Source organism: Pedococcus sp. P2_E5 (genome assembly GCF_056403895.1).
The window spans coordinates 1-16,706 of the sequence record NZ_JBFUEP010000065.1 but is presented as its reverse complement, the minus strand read 5'-3'; the positions used below and the strand labels follow the sequence as shown (position 1 = coordinate 16,706).

Genomic DNA, 16,706 nt, shown 5'->3' with positions numbered 1-16,706 from the left:
GCCAGCAGGTTGTCGCAGCTGAGTCCGTGCTGCCGCTCCAGCCAACCCGAGCCGCCGCCGAGAGTCAGCCCGGCAACGCCGGTCGTGGACACCCTGCCGCCGGTGGTAGCCAGACCGAACTCCTGGGCAGCCGCGTCGAACTCCGCCCAGGTGCACCCGCCCCCGACCCTCGCCCGCCGGGCCGCCGCGTCGACGTCGATGCCCTTCATCGGACGGACATCGATGACCAGCCCATCGTCGTTGCTCGACTGTCCGGCAACGGAATGGCCACCCGAGCGCACGGCCACCCGGAGACCATCGCGCGCGGCACGTTCCAGCGCATCCCTGACATCCGCGGGACCTTCGCACACCGCGATGATCCGCGGCTTCTTGCTGATCATGGCGTTGAACAGCCCTCGCCGCTCGTCGTACTCCGCGGCTTCCGGTCCGATCCACTTCGTCATGCCCGTGCCTCCTGGTTTCCCTCGGACCCCCACATCCCGGCGGGCCGGGGTCCGCACGGTGCGTCCGCCGGCAGCGTTCTCTGCTGTGCCCGTCAAACCACGGAGCCCTGTATGCGACCCCCTCGTCGGCCGCCGATGTCGCACCCAGCCTCGTTGGTTCTGACCAGGATCACCACCGGCAAATGGGCGAGGAATCGTGGCCCATACGCGCGCCGGTGAGGTGACCGGCGTGGGTCAAAGGCGTGGGTCAGAAGGCGTGGCTCAGAAGGTGGAGACGTTGACCAGCGGCTCCTGGGTGCCGTCCGGGTCGCCGGTCCAGTCGAACGTGCCGGCACTCTGGAGAGCGGCCTTGACCTGCGCCGGGGTCGCCGTGGGGTGCGTCGACCGGTACAGGGCAGCCGCGCCCGTGACGTGGGGACTCGCCATCGACGTGCCTGAAATCGTGTTGTAGCCGCCGCCCCGCCAGGTCGAGAGCACGCACACGCCGGGGGCGGCAAGGTCGACGGCGGGCCCGAAGTTCGAGAAGCCCGCGAACCGGTCGTCCGTGCCGTAGGCGCAGGTCGGGGTGCCGGTGCCGCCGGGAGCGCCGTCGAAGTCGGTGACCGCCGAGACCGTGATCACCTCCGGGAAGCGTGCCGGGACGAAGAAGGAGGCGTCGGAGGCGGCGTTGCCGGCCGACACCACGTAGGTGACGCCGGCAGCCACGGACGAGCAGATGGCCTGCCGCAGGCCACCGTCCGTGCAGGATCCGGGACCGCCGCTGCCGCCGAGGCTCATGTTGGCGACGTCGATCGTGTTGGCGTGCGCGGTGACCCAGTCGACGCCGCAGATGATGCTTGACCAGGTGCCGCCGCCCTGCGAGTTGAGCACGCGCACCGCCCACAGCCGTGCACCCGGGGCGACGCCCACGACGCCGATCTTGTCGTCCTTGGCGGCGGCGGTTCCCGAGACGTGGGTGCCGTGGCCGTTGAGGTCGGCGAACGACGTACCGCCGGTAACGCAGTTGACACCGCCGACGACGTTCAGGTCTCGGTGCCTGGGGTCGATGCCCGTGTCGATGACCGCGATGTCCACGTCGACCGTCCCGCGTCCGTTGCCTGCGGCAGTCGAGCTCTGGGGCGCGCCGATGCGGCTGATGCCGGCTGGCACCGTCTGCGCGGTGGCGCTCACCTCCCGGTCGGGCACCACGGCGGCGACGGCCGGGTCGGCCGTCAGGCGTGCCACGTCGCGCGCGGTCAGCTTCGCGGCATACCCGTGCAACGCGTGCCGGTAGACGTGGGTGACCTCCGCGCCACGCCCACGGGCACCAGACGCCGCCGCGTCGGGGTCGCCGCCACGGAGGCTGACGATGTACGAGGCCCGTGTGCCGTCTTGAGTGGCCCCGGCTGCGCCCGCCGTCGAGAAGGCTGCCCCCAGCGCGCAGGCGGCCACCACGCCTGCCACGCCCATCGACCGAAGAGCTCCCATGACCGACCCCGTCCTTCGWCGAGGCGGGCCCGGTGCCCGCAGCCCGACCCTAGAAGTGGTCGGGCGCCCCCGCCTCACCCGATTGAATGATTTCCCCGTGGTTGCCCGGGACTACCTTCGGTTGCACCCGAGGCGCAGCACGTGCCTCGCCGCAGAAGGGGACAACCATGAGTCTTTCCTTGCGCATCGCGGGTGCGGGGGCAACGGCCGCGTTGGTCATCGGCGCGTGGTCCGCGCCGGCGTTCGCGGCACCCCCCGGCAACGACACCCATGGCGGGCGAGTCGTCGTCAGCGGCGTCCCGTACAACGCCCAGGTCGACACCACGGAGGCCACCACCGACGCCGACGACACTCCCATCCGCAACCAGTGCGGGGCGCCTGCGACCGATGCGAGCGTCTGGTACGAGTTCTCGACGTCGACGGCCGCGACCCTGATCGCAGACGCGCGTGGGTCGAGCTATTCCGCAGGTGTCGCCGTGGCCATCGGCGCGCCGGGCTCCTTCACGGTGGTGTCCTGCGGCCCGGGCGGCGCGGTCTGGGACGCGGAGGCCGGGACCACCTACACGCTCCTCGTCTTCGACGACCAGACCGACGGGGTCGGCAACGGCGGAGCACTCGACCTGGTCATCGACGTGGCACCCCCGCCGCCGGACCTTGAGGTCACGGTCAACCCGACGGCCCTGTTCGACAGCCGTACCGGCAGCGCCATCGTCTCGGGAACCATCCTGTGCGGCGCCGACGCGGACTTCGCCTTCCTCGAGGCACAGCTCACCCAGAGGGTCGGCCGCGTCCTCATCCGTGGCTTCGGCGGCACCGAAGTCACCTGCGACGGGACCACCCGTCCCTACACCCTGGAGATCATCGGCGACAACGGACTCTTCAAGGGCGGAAAGGCGGCCCAGCTGACCTTCTCGGCGGCCTGCTCGGTCCTGTGCTCCGAGTACTTCGCGGAGCAGACGATCCAGCTCAAGGGCGGTCGCAAGTAGCGGTCCGCCACCGATCGGAGGGGTGTGCCGGACCGTCTCGGCCAGGCATACCCCTCCCCGGGGTGGGGTCCACTTCTCGGCATTCGGAGGCGGCGGCCATGGGTCTGCATTCGGAGAAGCACGAACCCGGTCCCCGACTGCCTCCTCTCTGGTTCGTCCACCTCGCCTGGCGGGCGCACCGCGGCCTGTACCGGGTCTCGCGCGGGCGCCTGGGTCTGTGGCGCCCGAAGCGCCAGCGGTGGGGCACGCTGCGGCTGACAGCCACGGGACGACGATCAGGTCAGCCGCGAAGTGTGATCCTCGGATACGTCGAGGACGGTCCGAACCTGGTCACCTTGGCGATGAATGGCTGGGCCGACGGCGAGCCCTCGTGGTGGCTGAACCTCCAGGAGCATCCGGTGGCAACGGTCCACCTGGCCCGCGGCGCGGGGACGGTCCGGGCCCACGCGGCCGAAGGGGCCGAACGCGCTCGGCTGTGGGCACGGTGGCGTGAGATCGACACCCAGCTGGATGCGTATGCGGCCCTTCGTTCCACCGAGACGACGGTCGTGGTCCTGGAGCTCGTCGGGCCTTGACGGTGCTAGCCGATCGACTGTGGCTGTTCCTTCGTGACGTCGACATCGCGGCCGAGGAACAGCCAGTCGCACAGCACCAGATGGGCAGCAGGCATCGACGCCTTGACCGTGCCGCGATGGGTCTCGCTGCCCCCGCTGCGCTGCTCGACCACGTACCTGCCGTCGTCGTCGCGCAGCGCCTGCACGAAGGTTCTGCCGGTGGCGTCGTTGAGCCGTTCCACCACGAGGAACAGCTCTTCGCCGGCCTCCATCTCGAGGAACAGCTGGTAGAGCAGGTCCTCGCTCGGGTCGTCGAAGGCCCGGCCCGACTGCGTCGTGGCCCGGTGGAGGGCCAGCCCGGGGACCCGGTCCCGGGACCGCCGAAGAGGCCGCGCGACGAAGTCCAGCAGGGCGCCGACCAGCGCCTGGGCATCAGGCTGCTCCCTGTGCCAGGACGACCACGCGCGCAGGTACTCCCGCGCGAGGTCGGCATCCACCAGCGCAGCCATGTCGGGTGGTGGCGCCAGCTCACTCCACGAGTCGTGGACCAGTGCGGTGGAGCCGGCCGTCCAGGGCGCCGTCGCGTAGATGACCCCGGGACGTCGGTCGACGCGCAGGGACGTCACCAGATCGCCCAGTCGCTCCACAGGCACAGTGTGACGTGCGCCGACCATTGACGAAACCCACGCCGTCCTCGCGGGCTTCATCGTCCAGATGGTTGCCCGCAACCCCGCACAGCGCGGTAGGCGCGAGCCGATCAGGCGACTGCAGGCTCATACCTTCAGTCAACGCAAACAACCTGATCTGCCCTGTAGTGACCTTTTCCGGCCTTCACCGGGGCCAGAGCAGACCACCATGGTGCGAACGTCCCATCCAGACGGAAGAGACCCTTCCGATTCCACGCAGGGAGCACCATGGGAAACGAGCTCGGCATCGTCATCGAAGAGCGGCTGCGCGAGAAGGGGTGGTCGGTTTCTCGCTTCACCGTGGAGAGTGGGTTGAGCGCGGAGCTGGTCGTCACCCTGGTCGGGCCGGAGCAGCTGGCCGCGATGCCKGACGAGTCGACGCTGGCGCGGCTGTCGAAGGCTCTGGACCTGCCCTACCGGCAGCTGGTGGTGGCTGCCGGGGTCGCGTGCGGGCTGCCGAAGAACCAGGAGGGTGAGCCCACGTTCGTCCTGCGGTTCGTGACGAACCAGGAGCTGGTGAACGAGCTGCGTCGCCGGCTGGTGCGGGGTCGGAGCACCGGCGATGGCCGGCAGCGACGGCTGAGCCACCTCGCGCTGATGCAGACCGCCCTCGTGAGCGAAGCGAGCTGACCTCGCAGGGACCACTCGGTGCGCGTCTCTTCAGGGGTGAGCGGTACCTGGTCCAACCGGCATGCCGGGACCGAAGTTGTGTGAGACTGATCCTCGGGTCAGTCGCGCGGGCTGAGCTCTTGGGTTCGAGTGGGGAGAGCGGATGCCCGTGTCGGACGTGTCGGCCAGCGGGTCCAAGGGTGCCTACCTCGGTGGTCGCTATCGCCTCCTCGACGAGCTTGGACGGGGCTCGGTGGGCACCGTGTTCCGGGCCAGGGACGAGTTCCTGGGCCGCGACGTCGCCGTCAAGCTCATCGAGCCACCCTTGGCGGGTCCGGAGGATCTGCGCCGGGACGAGGACGAGGTCAAGGTCCTCGCCCGACTGAACCACCACGGTCTCGTGACGCTGTTCGATGCGGGCTCCGACGTGTCAGACCCACGGCGGCCGCGCATCTACCTGGTGATGGAGCTGATCGACGGGCCCGACCTGCGTGATCGACTGGCCCAGGGACCCATGCCGGCCGTCGACGTCGCCCAGATCGGCTACGACATGGCGAAGGCACTCGGGTACGTCCACGACAACGGCGTCATCCACCGAGACGTCAAGCCCGCCAACATCATGATGTTCGACTATGGCAACGACGCCACCAGGGTGCGGGCCAAGCTCACTGACTTCGGCATCGCCGTGCTGATGGAGGCCCCGCTGAGCGACGGCACCGGATCCTTCATCGGAACGGCCGCCTACGTGAGCCCGGAGCAGGCCAAGGGCGAGCCGCTCGGGCCGCCCAGCGACATCTACTCCCTCGGCCTGGTGTTGCTCGAATGCCTCACCGGGGTCAGGTCCTTCCCCGGCGACCCGCTGCCCAGTGCCGTGGCTCGACTGCTGAGTCGTCCGGACATCCCGCAGGACCTGGACCCGCAATGGATCTGGCTGCTCACGGCGATGACGGCGACCGACCCGGCTGCCCGGCCATCCGCTCGAGAGGTGGCGATGGCGCTGGGTGAGCTCGTCCTCGTGGAGAAGGGCCGACTGGCCGGGACTCAACCGTTCTCCCACTCCGACGAGGCGGCGAGGCTGGAGGCCGTTCACCGCTACCAGATCCTGGACACGCCGCACGACGGTGCGTTCGACCGGATCACCGCGCTGGCCGCCCGGCTGTTCTCGGTGCCGATCGCGATCGTCAGCGTGGTCGACCAGGACCGCATCTGGTTCACGTCGCACCACGGGGTGGACGTCACCCAGGTCGACAGGGAACCGGGCCTGTGCGCCTCGGCCATCCTGCAGGACGAGCCGTGGATCATCGAGGACGCCCGCATGGACTCCCGAACGCTGGCCAACCCACTGGTGGCCGGCGAGATGGGGTTGCAGTTCTACGCCGGCATCCCGCTGCGCACTCGCGACGGCTACAACCTCGGAACGTTGTGCATCATCGATCGGCATCCCCGGACGATGAGGCACGAGGACCTCACCACGCTCGAGGACCTCGCCGCCATCGTGATGCATGACCTCGAACAGCGACGGCAGAGTCGGCAGTCGGCCTAGCCCACCGGAGCGATGCCAAACCGACGTGGTATGCCGCGGGGCCGCGTAGTGTGTCGTAGGCCACCATCGGTGGTGTTGCCCCGGACCCCTGCAGCGCATCAGGACGAACGATGTCCAGGAAGGGGTCACATGAGTGAGCACCCCACCGCCCCGTCGCCCGGCGATGCCCTCGAAGCCGTGGCTGACATCGCCCACCTGCTGGCTGAGGCAACCTTCGAGGACATCCTGAGCATGACGCCCGGGCTCGTCATCCGAGCAGTCCCGGTCGCGAGCCGCGCAGAGCTGCGGGTCACCCGTCCCGGCCACACCCGCCCGTCCACGTCGAGTGCCGAACGCATGGCCGGCCCGGCCGCGGCGTCCGTGCCGGCCAACACGCACGTGCTGTCCTTCCCCATCTCGCTGCAGGACCTTCCCCACGCGGGGGAGCTCCTGCTGTCCACCCAGGCGGTGGGCGGTTTCGAGGGAGTCGCGGCCGTGACGGCGGACCTCCTGGGGCGTCAGGTCGAGGCTGCCCTGAACCGCGCGCACGCGCGGGAGGCGGTCGTGCGTCTCCAGGCCGGTCTGGCCGGCAACCGCGACCTCGGTGTTGCCATCGGGCTCGTGATGGCGAGCCGAGGGCTCGACCGTGAGGCGGCCTTCGAGGTGTTGCGCGGAATCTGCCGGGACAGCGGTCGCGGTGTGGCAGAGATTGCCGCGGATCTCATCCAGGCCGCCGAGTCAGGGAGTCGACGGCGCCCACTGCGCCTCGTGGGCGATCCACAGGTCTAGGCGTTGAGGTCCCCTTCGGGGGAGCAGCCCAGCCCGTGGTCCGCTCGCCGGATCCGCTAGCGCCACCCGGTGGTGTGGACGGCGCACCGGCCCTGGTCGGGCACGCTGCGTCGGCTCACGACGCTCCGGACCGCCCAGCGGATGCGACGGCGGGTGAGGAGCAGGAGAACCCCGACCCAGAGGGCGATCGCCCAGCCTCGAGGACCCCGGGGTGGGTCGGGCGGTGGGGGGTACGCCCCGTCGAACAGACCTGCCGCCTGCTCGAAGTGGTTCTCCGATCCGGGGTAGAGGGTCTCGTCGACGAGGTAGAGCACGGGCAGCAGTGCGATCCCGCCGGCGATGGTGCAGACGGCCCACTGGTCGACGTGACGTGACTCGTGTTCGGCGACTCCGCGGGCCCGCACGGGGTTGATGCGCGGCACCGGGGAGGCCATGAACACCTCGCCGACCATGCTGCCCATGTGCTCCCCGGCCTGCGGCACGAAAGCCAAGGTGATGGGTGGGTCGCCGACGCTGCACAGGCCCTGCCCGCGGATCTCCGCGAACCCCAGCGCGAGCCCGCTCACCGGTGCCGTCATGACGGAGCGGAGCGTCGACCACAGCGGCGGCGGTGTCGGAGCGCGCGGGTCGATGACTCGACGCCCCTCCGCTATCGAGGTGTCCGCGGCGCAGGCGGGCAGCTCACGGGCCCGCTGGTCCACCCGCAGCCCGAACCCCGCGACCGAGACGAGCGCCAGGACGACCATCGCGCCCAGCAGGCGTCGGTGGCGGCGCTGGCACAGGTCACACGCGAGGACGCGGCGCGGGCGCAGCGAGCGGGTGCGGGGGAGTACCAGGAAGAGCCCGAGGAGGCCGCCGCCCAGGTACGCCACGAACATCCACACCACACGCATCGCGGCAGACGTCGGTCGGCGACGCTGACGGGCCTCAGCCACGATGTCCTCCAACTGCAAAGTCCTCGAGCTGCCGATCGGCGACGGGGACACCCGGGGCAGCGCCCGGGCCGTCCCCATCATCGTCCCTCGCCCCGTCTCCAACCAGAGCGGGTCTCGTCCGGTCGGTGACCGGACCGCTGCGGCCAGCGAGCGGCATACCAAGTCCTGCCGTCCGGCGGCGCAGGATCCCGCAACGTGCCGTTAACGCGAGTCCCCTAGGCTTTCGCCGTGAGCCAGACCGAAACCCCGACGCCCCGGCAGTCCGCACCCACCCGCATCCTGGTGGCGGAGGACGAAGCCCTCATCCGGCTCGACCTGGCCGAGATGCTCGTCGAGGCCGGCTACGAGGTGGTGGGGCAGGCCAGCAACGGCGAGCAGGCTGTCGAGATGGCCACCGAGCTGACCCCCGACCTGGTCATCATGGACGTCAAGATGCCGGTCATGGACGGCATCACGGCAGCCGAGCAGATCGGGGCCGCTCGCATCTGTCCCGTCGTGATGCTCACCGCGTTCAGCCAGACCGAGCTCGTCGAGCGGGCGCGTGACGCAGGGGTGATGGCCTACATCGTCAAGCCGTTCACCGCGTCCGACCTTTCCCCCGCCATCGACATCGCCCGGCACCGCTGGACCGAGGTCAAGGCGCTCGAGCAGGAGATCTCCGACCTGGGCGAGCGGCTGGAGACCCGCAAGGCCGTCGACCGCGCCAAGGGCGTGCTGATGAAGAAGCTCAAGATCACCGAGGCCGAGGCGTTCCGCTGGATCCAGAAGACCGCGATGGACCGGCGTCTCGGCATGCGCGAGGTCGCCGAGGCAGTGGTGGCTGGGATGGACAAGGCCTGACCATGGGCGTGGAGGTGCGCCGGGCGGAGCCGGCCGACTCCGGGGTGCTGGCCGAGGTGGCAGCGGCGACGTTTGCGCTGGCCTGTCCGCCGCACACCACGCAGCAGGCGATCGACACGTTCATCGCGGACGTGCTGTCGCAGGAGTGCTTCGATGGCTACCTCGCGGACCCGCACCGCGACCTGTTCGTCTCCGTCGACGGTGACACGGTGACGGGCTACGCGATGGTGGTGAACGGCGAGCCCACCGATCCGGATGCCCGGGCCGCCCTCACCCTGCGACCGACGGCAGAGCTGAGCAAGATCTACGTGCTGCCCGACCACCACGGTGCAGGCACGAGCCGTGTGCTCATGCAGGCTGCCATCGAGGCGGCGCGGGCACGCGGTGCGGCCGGCGTGTGGCTGGGGGTCAACCAGGAGAACGAGCGGGCCCAGAAGTTCTACGTCAAGAGCGGTTTCGCCAGGGTCGGCACCAAGCGCTTCCTGGTGGGAGACCGCTACGAGCACGACTACGTCTTCGAGCGTGCCCTGTGAGGCATGGCTTCCATCCGCGCTGTAACAAACGTGGAACACCGGCATCGCGCAGAGTTAACGCACGAAAGTCGTTGAACCCTTCACGAGGGCCCGCCAATGGGCCTAGAGTCCTGAGTCGGTCGCCTTTCGGGGGACCGCGGCCGTCGGGGGAGCCGTCTGCAGTGGTGAGCAGCAGTGCCAGACCGACGATGGAGGAACCCCGGTGAGCCGTCCAGCGATCAGCGTCAGGCGTGTCTCCGTGGACGAGGAGCGCACCTTCACCGAGCTGTGGCTGTCGTCCCGCGTCGAAGCAGGGGTCGGCCCCGAGGTCGCCGCGCGCGCCGCGTCGGAGGGTCGGGTGGCCACCGCCCTGCACCGCGAGGACGTCCGGGCCTACCTCGCCACCGCCGATGGCCGGGCGGTCGGTTTCGCCGTCGCCGCCACGAGCCCCTTCTCGTCGCTCACCGACACTCCCTGCGTCACCATCGACCAGCTCTACGTCGTCCCCGAGGCCCGCAAGCACGGCGTGGCCCGCCAGCTGATGACTGCCGTCACCCTGTACGCCGACTCGCGCGGGTGCGACCAGATCGGCTGCAACGTCCCGGCCCAGCACCGCGAGGCCAACCGCTTCTTCGCGCGGCTCGGCTTCTCGTCCCAGGTGGTCCGCCGGGTGACCAGCGTCGCGGCCCTGCGTCGCCGACTCGGCCAGGACGAGCCCAGGCACCACTCGATCGAGGCGCTGCTGCACCGTCGCCGGTCGCTGCGAGCGCGGGCCACGGCCAGCGCCGACAGCCGCCTCGCCGGCTGACTTCCAGCCCACCCAGGGCAACGACGAGGGGGTATGCCGTTCACGCGGCATACCCCCTCGTCGTCGGCCTTGGCGCTGGGCCGGCGTCCTCAGGCGCCGGGGGCGCCGTCGCGCAGCAGGCAGGTGATCCGGCACGTGCAGATCCGCTTGTCCTGGTCGTCGGTGATGACCACCTCGTAGGACGCCAGCGTGCCACCGAGGGACAGCGCCGTCGCCGTGCCGGTGACGAAACCGGATCGGGCCGCGCGGTGGTGCGTCGCGTTGATGTCGAGGCCGACCGCGATCCGGTCCGGGCCCGCGTGCAGGGCAGAGCCGATCGACCCCAGCGTCTCGGCGAGCACCACGGACGCGCCGCCGTGCAGGAGGCCGTAGGGCTGGGTGTTGCCCTCCACCGGCATCCGCGCGACGAGGCGCTGCGGCGAGGCCTCGAGGACCTCGATCTGCATGCGGTGCAGCAGGGAGCTCGGGTTCATCGCCATCATCGCCTCGAGGGCGGCAGTGAACTGCTGTGTGGAGCCGGGGCTGGCGGTGCGGTCGGTCACGGGGGTGTCACTCATAACCAATAGGCTGCCATGCGTGAGTCGCCTCCTGCTCCTCGACGGTCATTCCCTTGCCTACCGGGCGTTCTTCGCGCTGCCCGCCGAGAACTTCTCGACCAGCACGGGGCAGCACACCAACGCCGTCTACGGCTTCACCTCGATGTTGATCAACGTCATGCGCGACGAGCAGCCGACCCACCTCGCGGTGGCGTTCGACGTGTCGCGCCAGACCTTCCGCACCGAGCAGTACGCCGAGTACAAAGCCGGCCGGTCGGCCACCCCCAGCGAGTTCAAGGGTCAGGTCTCGCTGCTCCACGAGGTCCTCGACGCCCTGCGGATCCGCTACGTCGAGGTGGACGGCTACGAGGCCGACGACGTGCTCGCCACCCTCACCACCCAGGCGCTCGCCGAGGGGATGGAGGTGCTGATCTGCTCGGGAGACCGCGACTCGTTCCAGCTGGTCACCGACACCAGCACCGTGCTCTACCCCGTCAAGGGCGTCTCCGAGCTCGCTCGGATGACCCCGGCCGCGGTGGAGACCAAGTACGGCGTGCTGCCCGAGCGCTACTCCGACCTCGCGGCGCTCGTCGGTGAGTCCTCCGACAACCTGCCCGGCGTCCCGGGGGTCGGGCCCAAGACGGCCGCCAAGTGGATCGGCCAGTACGGCGACCTCACCGGGCTGGTCGCCCACGTCGACGAGATCAAGGGCAAGGCCGGCGAGTCACTGCGCGAGCACCTCGACGGCGTGCTGCGCAACCGACGCCTCAACCAGCTCGTCCGCGACCTCGACATGCCCGTCACCATCGCCGACCTCGAGCGCCAGAACTGGGACCGCGAGCAGGTGCACGCCGTCTTCGACAGCCTCGAGTTCCGTGTCCTGCGCGACCGGCTGTTCGAGTACCTCGACGCGCCCCAGGAGGAGGCCGACCACGGGTTCGACCTCGACGGCGCGCTGCTCGCGCCCGACGAGGTGGCCGGGTGGCTGGAGGAGCATGCCGCGCCCGGCGCCACCGTGGGCGTGCACCTCGTCGGCCAGTGGGGCCGTGGCACCGGGGACGCCACCGCCCTGGCGCTGGCCACCGACGGTGACGCGGCGGCATACGTCGACCTGACCACGCTGGACCCGCTGGGGGAGGCGGCCGTCGGCGCCTGGCTGGCCGACGCGCAGCGTCCCAAGGTGCTCCACGACGCCAAGGGCCCCCTGCTCGCCCTCGCGGCACGCGGCTGGAGCGTCGAGGGGATCGCGACCGACACCGCCCTGGCTGCCTATCTCGTCCGACCCGACCAGCGCTCCTACGACCTCGCCGACCTCGTGCTGCGCCACCTCGGGCGCGAGCTGCGGGCCGAGACAGACACGTCCGGCCAGGGACTGCTCGACTTCGGTGAGGAGGGTGACGTGGGCGCGCAGGACGCGATGGTCCGGGCTCGCGCCGTGCTCGACCTGGCCGGCTCGCTGGCCGAGCAGCTCGAGGCGACGGGCGGCACGTCGCTCCAGCAGGACGTCGAGCTCCCGCTCGAGCAGGTCCTCGCGGGCATGGAGCGCACCGGCATCGCGGCCGACGTCGAGGTGATGACGGGGCTGGAGGCCGACTTCGCCGCGAAGGTGCGCGAGGCGCAGGGTGACGCCTACGACGCCATCGGTGGCGACCAGATCAACCTCGGCTCGCCCAAGCAGCTCCAGGTGGTGCTGTTCGAGACCCTCGGCCTGCCCAAGACGCGGCGCACCAAGACCGGCTACACGACCGACGCCGACGCGCTGACCGACCTGTTCACCAAGACCGAGCACCCGTTCCTCGAGGCGTTGCTGCGTCACCGCGACGCCTCGCGGCTGCGTGTCACCGTCGAGGGCCTGCTCAAGTCGGTCGCCGACGACGGCCGCATCCACACCACCTACCAGCAGACCATCGCGGCGACCGGTCGGCTGTCGTCGACCGACCCCAACCTCCAGAACATCCCGATCCGCACCGACGAGGGACGCCGGATCCGCGAGGTGTTCATCGTGGGCGAGGGCTACGAGTCGCTGATGTCGGCCGACTACAGCCAGATCGAGATGCGGATCATGGCCCACCTCTCCGGTGACGAGGGTCTGATCGAGGCGTTCCGGTCGGGGGAGGACCTGCACCGGTTCGTCGGCTCGCGGGTGTTCTCCGTCGAGCCCGAGGACGTCACCTCGGCCATGCGCTCCAAGGTCAAGGCGATGTCCTACGGTCTGGCCTACGGCCTGTCGGCGTTCGGCCTGTCGAAGCAGCTCACCGTCTCGACCGGTGAGGCGCAGGGCCTGATGGACGAGTACTTCGCGCGGTTCGGCGGGGTGAAGGACTACCTCGACACGGTCGTCGTGCAGGCGCGCGGGACGGGCTACACCGAGACCATGCTGGGGCGGCGGCGCTACCTGCCCGACCTCACCAGCGACAACCGGCAGCGTCGCGAGATGGCCGAGCGGATGGCCCTCAACGCACCCATCCAGGGATCGGCCGCCGACATCATCAAGCTGGCGATGCTGCGGGTCGAGGCGGCTCTCAAGGAGTCCGGCGCGCGGTCGCGACAGCTGCTCCAGGTGCACGACGAGCTGGTGCTCGAGATCGCGCCCGGTGAGGCTGCCGACGTGGAGGCGCTGGTCCGCAGGGAGATGGGCGGTGCCATCGAGATGGACGTCCCCCTCGACGTCAGCGTGGGTGTCGGCCGCTCCTGGCACGACGCCGCCCACTGAGCGGCTCCCAGATGCCGGCCCCAGCCGCGGCTGCCCGCCGCGAGGCGCGCGACCCTGCAGTGGGCTCCCGCCACCGGGCCCGCGAGACTGCCGTGGCAGCGCTGGTGTCGCTCGTGGTCACGGCTGCGGTGTGCGGTCGGTCCCTGGGCCGCGGGCTCTACCTGTACCGCGACTTCGTCACCGTGCCGCAGCCGCAGTGGGGTCCCGCGACCTGGGGCGACGGGCAGGCACCCCGGGCGGTGCCCCTCGACGCGGTGATGACGGCCCTGTCCGGTGTCGTGTCGACGGGGGTGCAACAGCAGGCGATGCTGACTGGCGCGGTCTTCCTGGCAGGGCTCGGCACGGCGGTCCTGCTGCGGCGGTGGGGCCTGGCCGCGATGGTGACTGGCGCCGTCCTGGCCATGTGGAACCCGTACGTCGCCGAGCGACTGCTCATCGGGCAGCCCCCGACCTTGCTCGCGTACTCGATGACGCCCTGGCTGGTCGCCGTGGTCCTCTCGAGGTCCGCAGGGGCGAAGACGCTCCTGGCCCTCGCAGTGGCTGGGCTGCCTGCCGCCCTGACCCCGTGGGGTGGGCTCGTCGCCGGTGCCGCCGTGCTCGGCTCGTCGGTCGTGGCTGAGCACCGCCGCCGGGTGGGGTGGCTCGTCGGGTGCGTAGCCGTGATCACGGGCTGGTGCCTGCCGTGGGTCGTCCCCGCCCTTGCCCACGGCTCCGGTGGTGCGGATGCCGATGGCGCTCGGGCGTTCGCGCTGGCTGCGGACTCGCCGCTGGGCGTTCTCGGCTCAGCCATGACCCTGGGCGGCATCTGGGCCTCGGGTGCCCAGCTGGCGTCGCGCGCCGAGATCACGTCCGTGGTCGCGTCGTGCCTGGTCCTCGTCGTCGCTGGTGCAGGCGCCATCGCCCTGCACCGTCGAGGTCGTTCCGGGCTGGCGCTCGGCCTCGCACTGGCGTGGGTCGGGCCACCCCTGACCGCGTGGTTGCTCGCGACCGGCCCGGGCCTGTCCCTGTTCACCTCTCTGCAGGCCCTCCCGGGCGTGGCCATCGGTCGCGACACGCATCGCTGGCTGGGGCTCAGCGCGCTGGCGGCAGCGGTACTCATCGCGGTGGCGGTCGCTGAGCTGAGCCGCCTGCTCCACCGCACTGGCGGACGGTCGTCCGGACGGCTGACCCCCACGACCGCGGTCATGGTGGTCGCGAGTCTCGCCGTGCTCTCGGCGCCGGACCTGCCCAAGGCGGTGCAGGCGGCATACCAACCGGTCACGATGCCGGCCGACTGGGAGCCCACCGTGCGCGCGGCAGCAGCGGCCGCCGGCGGTGGGACGGTCGCCGTCCTGCCGTGGCAGCCGTTCAGGGCGGTGTCCTGGGCCGGGGGGCAGCCTTTCCTCGACCCGCTGCCGAGGGCCCTGCCGGGTCGGGTGCTGACCGCACACCAGCTCACGGTGGTCCGAGACGGTGAGCCGGTCACGGTGGACGACGATCCCGTGGAGCTGGCGAGGTGGCTGACGGGCCCGCTCGACGTCGCAGACCTTCGCGCTGGGGGAGTGGCAGCCGTCGTGGTCTGGAAGGGGACACCTGGCCGGGTGCCTCCGATGCCGACGGGAATGCATGTCGTGCGCGACTCCGCGAACTTCGCCGTCTGGGCCCTGTAACCGGGCCCTGTAACCGGGCACTGTGACACGCCGCACACCGCGAAATTCCGGGGATTGCACGAAAAAGCCAACCAGCCGGTAACATTCCCGGGACACCACTAGCCGGGGAGGCCCTGGAGCATGAAGTTCTTCCGTCCAAACGAGCGTGGCGAGGTTTCGTCAGCAGTTGCCGTCACGCTGCTCAGCCTCGTGCTCGGTGGGGGCGCCGCCGCCGCCGCCGTGGTCACCGTGGTGAACACGCAGGGTCCTGGCGACAGCGCCGCGGTCCAGTCGGGTCAGAAGGACCTCGTCGACCCCGCCCAGATCATTGCCTACGGCGGMTGATCAGCCACCCACGCTGACTAGCCCTCTACTGCCTGGGAACGGGCGTCGGTCATCGCGATCGGCGCCCTTCTCTGTGCCACCAGGGTCAGCAGTCGCTCCCAGTAGTCGGCCGTTCCCGTCCAGGTGAACTGCCGGGCGTAGTCGCGGGCGTGCTCCCCCATCTCGTCCCGACGGACGCGGTCGGCGAGCAGCTCCGACACCTCGTGTGTCATGGCGTCGAGGTCGTCGACCAGCACCCCGGTGCGGCCGTCGACGATGGACTCCGACAGTCCGCCGGCATCGTGGTAGGCGATGGTCGGGACGCCGTGGCTGGCCGCCTCCACGACACACAGGCCCCAGCCCTCCTTGACGCTGGGTGCGAGGGCGAGCCAGGCCGCGGCCAGCTCGGCGTGCTTGGTCTCCTCGTCGACGAAGCCGAGCAACGACACGTCGTCCTCGACGCCGGACTGGTGGGCGTGCTCGGCGATGCGGTCGTGCCACCACCCGTGGCCGATGACGCGCAGCTGGAGGCCGGGGTGCGTCGGCCGGAGCCGGGCGACGACGTCGATGGCGTGCTCGACTCGCTTGTGCGGCACCAGCCGCCCCAGGACGACGATGGTCGGGCGGTCGCCGCGGGCGACGCTGAGTGAGCGTGGGGCGTCGGTGCCGTTGTGGATGACGGCGATGCGTTCGCGRTCCACCCCCAGCTCGACGAGCTCGTCCCTCGTCCTGCCGGACACGGCGACGTACTGCCTGGTGCGATAGACCCGGGGGGCCACCTTCGACTCGATGAACCAGCCGATCCGGGCCGCCACCGGACCGAAGACCACCGGCCACTGCTCCCGGTGCACGTGGTGGACCAGCACGACCAGCGGGCTGCTCGTGCCCCAGGCCGAGAAGAAGGGAATGCCGTTCTGGGTGTCCACCACCGCGTCGTACGGTCCCTGCGCCCGCTCGTCCCGACGCAGCGCCCGCATGGCCGCGGCATACACGCTCAGGCGGCCGCCCTGGCGGCGGTAGGTCACCCCGTGCAGGGTCTCCCGTGGCGGGGCGTCCCCGTGCGCGGCGCAGTAGATGGTGACGTCGTGGCCGCGGCCGGCCAGGTGCTGCCCGACGGTCTCGAGATAGTGCTCCGCGCCACCGCCCTCAGGGTGCGTCGCGTCGCGCCAGCTGAGAAGAGCGATACGCACCTGTGGAGATCCTCACACGTCCGGAGATTGGCTAAGTTGACTCATGAGTAACCGTACCGGCATTAAGGTTCACCCCGTGATCGAGATGGGATATCCGGCTGCGCCTGAGCTGCCGAGGGGGTCCCTGCGGCGCTCGGTGGAGCTGTTCCGGGCCTTCCTCGTGG

At 70.6% G+C, this 16,706-nt stretch carries 17 protein-coding genes; 11 read left to right on the top strand and 6 right to left on the bottom strand.

Going from position 1 to position 16,706, the window contains the following annotated elements:
• Together AC1DVZ_RS18030 and AC1DVZ_RS18025 are read right to left on the bottom strand one after the other, a co-directional pair.
• A partial coding sequence (locus tag AC1DVZ_RS18030; protein WP_477619573.1) for an FAD-binding oxidoreductase occupies positions 1–443 on the bottom strand: 443 nt, incomplete at its 3' end.
• Positions 444–704: 261 nt separating this feature from the next.
• The gene (locus AC1DVZ_RS18025; protein WP_477619572.1) at positions 705–1,910 is read right to left on the bottom strand and encodes a S8 family serine peptidase; all 1,206 of its coding nucleotides are present in this window, start codon (positions 1,908–1,910) and stop codon (positions 705–707) included.
• Positions 1,911–2,077: 167 nt separating this feature from the next.
• Here AC1DVZ_RS18025 and AC1DVZ_RS18020 point away from each other — a divergent pair, with 167 nt between their 5' ends.
• Positions 2,078–2,896, top strand: coding sequence for a hypothetical protein (locus AC1DVZ_RS18020; RefSeq protein WP_477619571.1), 819 nt, complete (start codon positions 2,078–2,080; stop codon positions 2,894–2,896).
• Between the two features lie 98 nt (positions 2,897–2,994).
• Complete coding sequence (locus tag AC1DVZ_RS18015) at positions 2,995–3,471, top strand: nitroreductase/quinone reductase family protein (RefSeq protein ID WP_477619570.1); 477 nt, start codon at positions 2,995–2,997, stop codon at positions 3,469–3,471.
• A 5-nt stretch (positions 3,472–3,476) separates the two neighbouring features.
• Here AC1DVZ_RS18015 and AC1DVZ_RS18010 read toward each other — a convergent pair whose 3' ends face one another.
• Positions 3,477–4,097 carry a hypothetical protein gene (locus AC1DVZ_RS18010; protein WP_477619569.1) on the bottom strand — a complete coding sequence of 207 codons (621 nt, stop codon included), beginning with the start codon at positions 4,095–4,097 and terminating at the stop codon, positions 3,477–3,479.
• Positions 4,098–4,364: 267 nt separating this feature from the next.
• Between AC1DVZ_RS18010 and AC1DVZ_RS18005 the strand changes: the two genes are divergently transcribed.
• From AC1DVZ_RS18005 to AC1DVZ_RS17995, 3 genes are all read left to right on the top strand, one after another.
• Positions 4,365–4,766, top strand: coding sequence for a hypothetical protein (locus tag AC1DVZ_RS18005; RefSeq protein WP_477619568.1), 402 nt, complete (start codon positions 4,365–4,367; stop codon positions 4,764–4,766).
• A 148-nt stretch (positions 4,767–4,914) separates the two neighbouring features.
• The gene (locus AC1DVZ_RS18000) at positions 4,915–6,288 is read left to right on the top strand and encodes a protein kinase domain-containing protein (RefSeq protein WP_477619567.1); all 1,374 of its coding nucleotides are present in this window, start codon (positions 4,915–4,917) and stop codon (positions 6,286–6,288) included.
• Positions 6,289–6,417: 129 nt separating this feature from the next.
• A complete protein-coding gene (locus tag AC1DVZ_RS17995; protein WP_477619566.1) occupies positions 6,418–7,056 on the top strand; it encodes an ANTAR domain-containing protein in 639 nt (212 codons plus the stop codon).
• A 56-nt stretch (positions 7,057–7,112) separates the two neighbouring features.
• Here AC1DVZ_RS17995 and AC1DVZ_RS17990 read toward each other — a convergent pair whose 3' ends face one another.
• On the bottom strand, positions 7,113–7,991 hold the full coding sequence (locus AC1DVZ_RS17990; protein ID WP_477619565.1) for a hypothetical protein: 879 nt from the start codon (positions 7,989–7,991) through the stop codon (positions 7,113–7,115).
• A gap of 228 nt (positions 7,992–8,219) precedes the next feature.
• Here AC1DVZ_RS17990 and AC1DVZ_RS17985 point away from each other — a divergent pair, with 228 nt between their 5' ends.
• The 3 genes from AC1DVZ_RS17985 (at position 8,220) to AC1DVZ_RS17975 (ending at position 10,151) form a co-directional block, all read left to right on the top strand.
• Positions 8,220–8,831: an ANTAR domain-containing response regulator gene (locus AC1DVZ_RS17985; RefSeq protein WP_477619564.1), complete on the top strand. Its 612-nt coding sequence runs from the start codon at positions 8,220–8,222 to the stop codon at positions 8,829–8,831.
• A 2-nt stretch (positions 8,832–8,833) separates the two neighbouring features.
• A complete protein-coding gene (locus AC1DVZ_RS17980) occupies positions 8,834–9,364 on the top strand; it encodes an N-acetyltransferase family protein (protein WP_477619563.1) in 531 nt (176 codons plus the stop codon).
• Between the two features lie 202 nt (positions 9,365–9,566).
• Complete coding sequence (locus tag AC1DVZ_RS17975) at positions 9,567–10,151, top strand: GNAT family N-acetyltransferase (RefSeq protein ID WP_477619562.1); 585 nt, start codon at positions 9,567–9,569, stop codon at positions 10,149–10,151.
• 89 nt (positions 10,152–10,240) lie between these two features.
• Here the strand turns inward: AC1DVZ_RS17975 and AC1DVZ_RS17970 are convergent, their stop codons facing one another.
• Positions 10,241–10,624: a PaaI family thioesterase gene (locus AC1DVZ_RS17970; protein WP_477619574.1), complete on the bottom strand. Its 384-nt coding sequence runs from the start codon at positions 10,622–10,624 to the stop codon at positions 10,241–10,243.
• A 103-nt stretch (positions 10,625–10,727) separates the two neighbouring features.
• Between AC1DVZ_RS17970 and polA the strand changes: the two genes are divergently transcribed.
• The 3 genes from polA (at position 10,728) to AC1DVZ_RS17955 (ending at position 15,373) form a co-directional block, all read left to right on the top strand.
• Positions 10,728–13,400 (top strand): DNA polymerase I, encoded by a 2,673-nt coding sequence (gene polA, locus AC1DVZ_RS17965; RefSeq protein WP_477619561.1) that lies wholly within the window; start codon positions 10,728–10,730, stop codon positions 13,398–13,400.
• Between the two features lie 11 nt (positions 13,401–13,411).
• A complete protein-coding gene (locus tag AC1DVZ_RS17960; protein WP_477619560.1) occupies positions 13,412–15,049 on the top strand; it encodes an MmpA family trehalose lipid delivery protein in 1,638 nt (545 codons plus the stop codon).
• 120 nt (positions 15,050–15,169) lie between these two features.
• Positions 15,170–15,373: a hypothetical protein gene (locus tag AC1DVZ_RS17955; RefSeq protein WP_477619559.1), complete on the top strand. Its 204-nt coding sequence runs from the start codon at positions 15,170–15,172 to the stop codon at positions 15,371–15,373.
• A 17-nt stretch (positions 15,374–15,390) separates the two neighbouring features.
• Here AC1DVZ_RS17955 and AC1DVZ_RS17950 read toward each other — a convergent pair whose 3' ends face one another.
• Entirely contained in the window at positions 15,391–16,542 is a 1,152-nt protein-coding gene (locus AC1DVZ_RS17950; RefSeq protein WP_477619558.1) for a glycosyltransferase family 4 protein, read from the bottom strand.
• Positions 16,543–16,706: the final 164 nt, after the last annotated feature.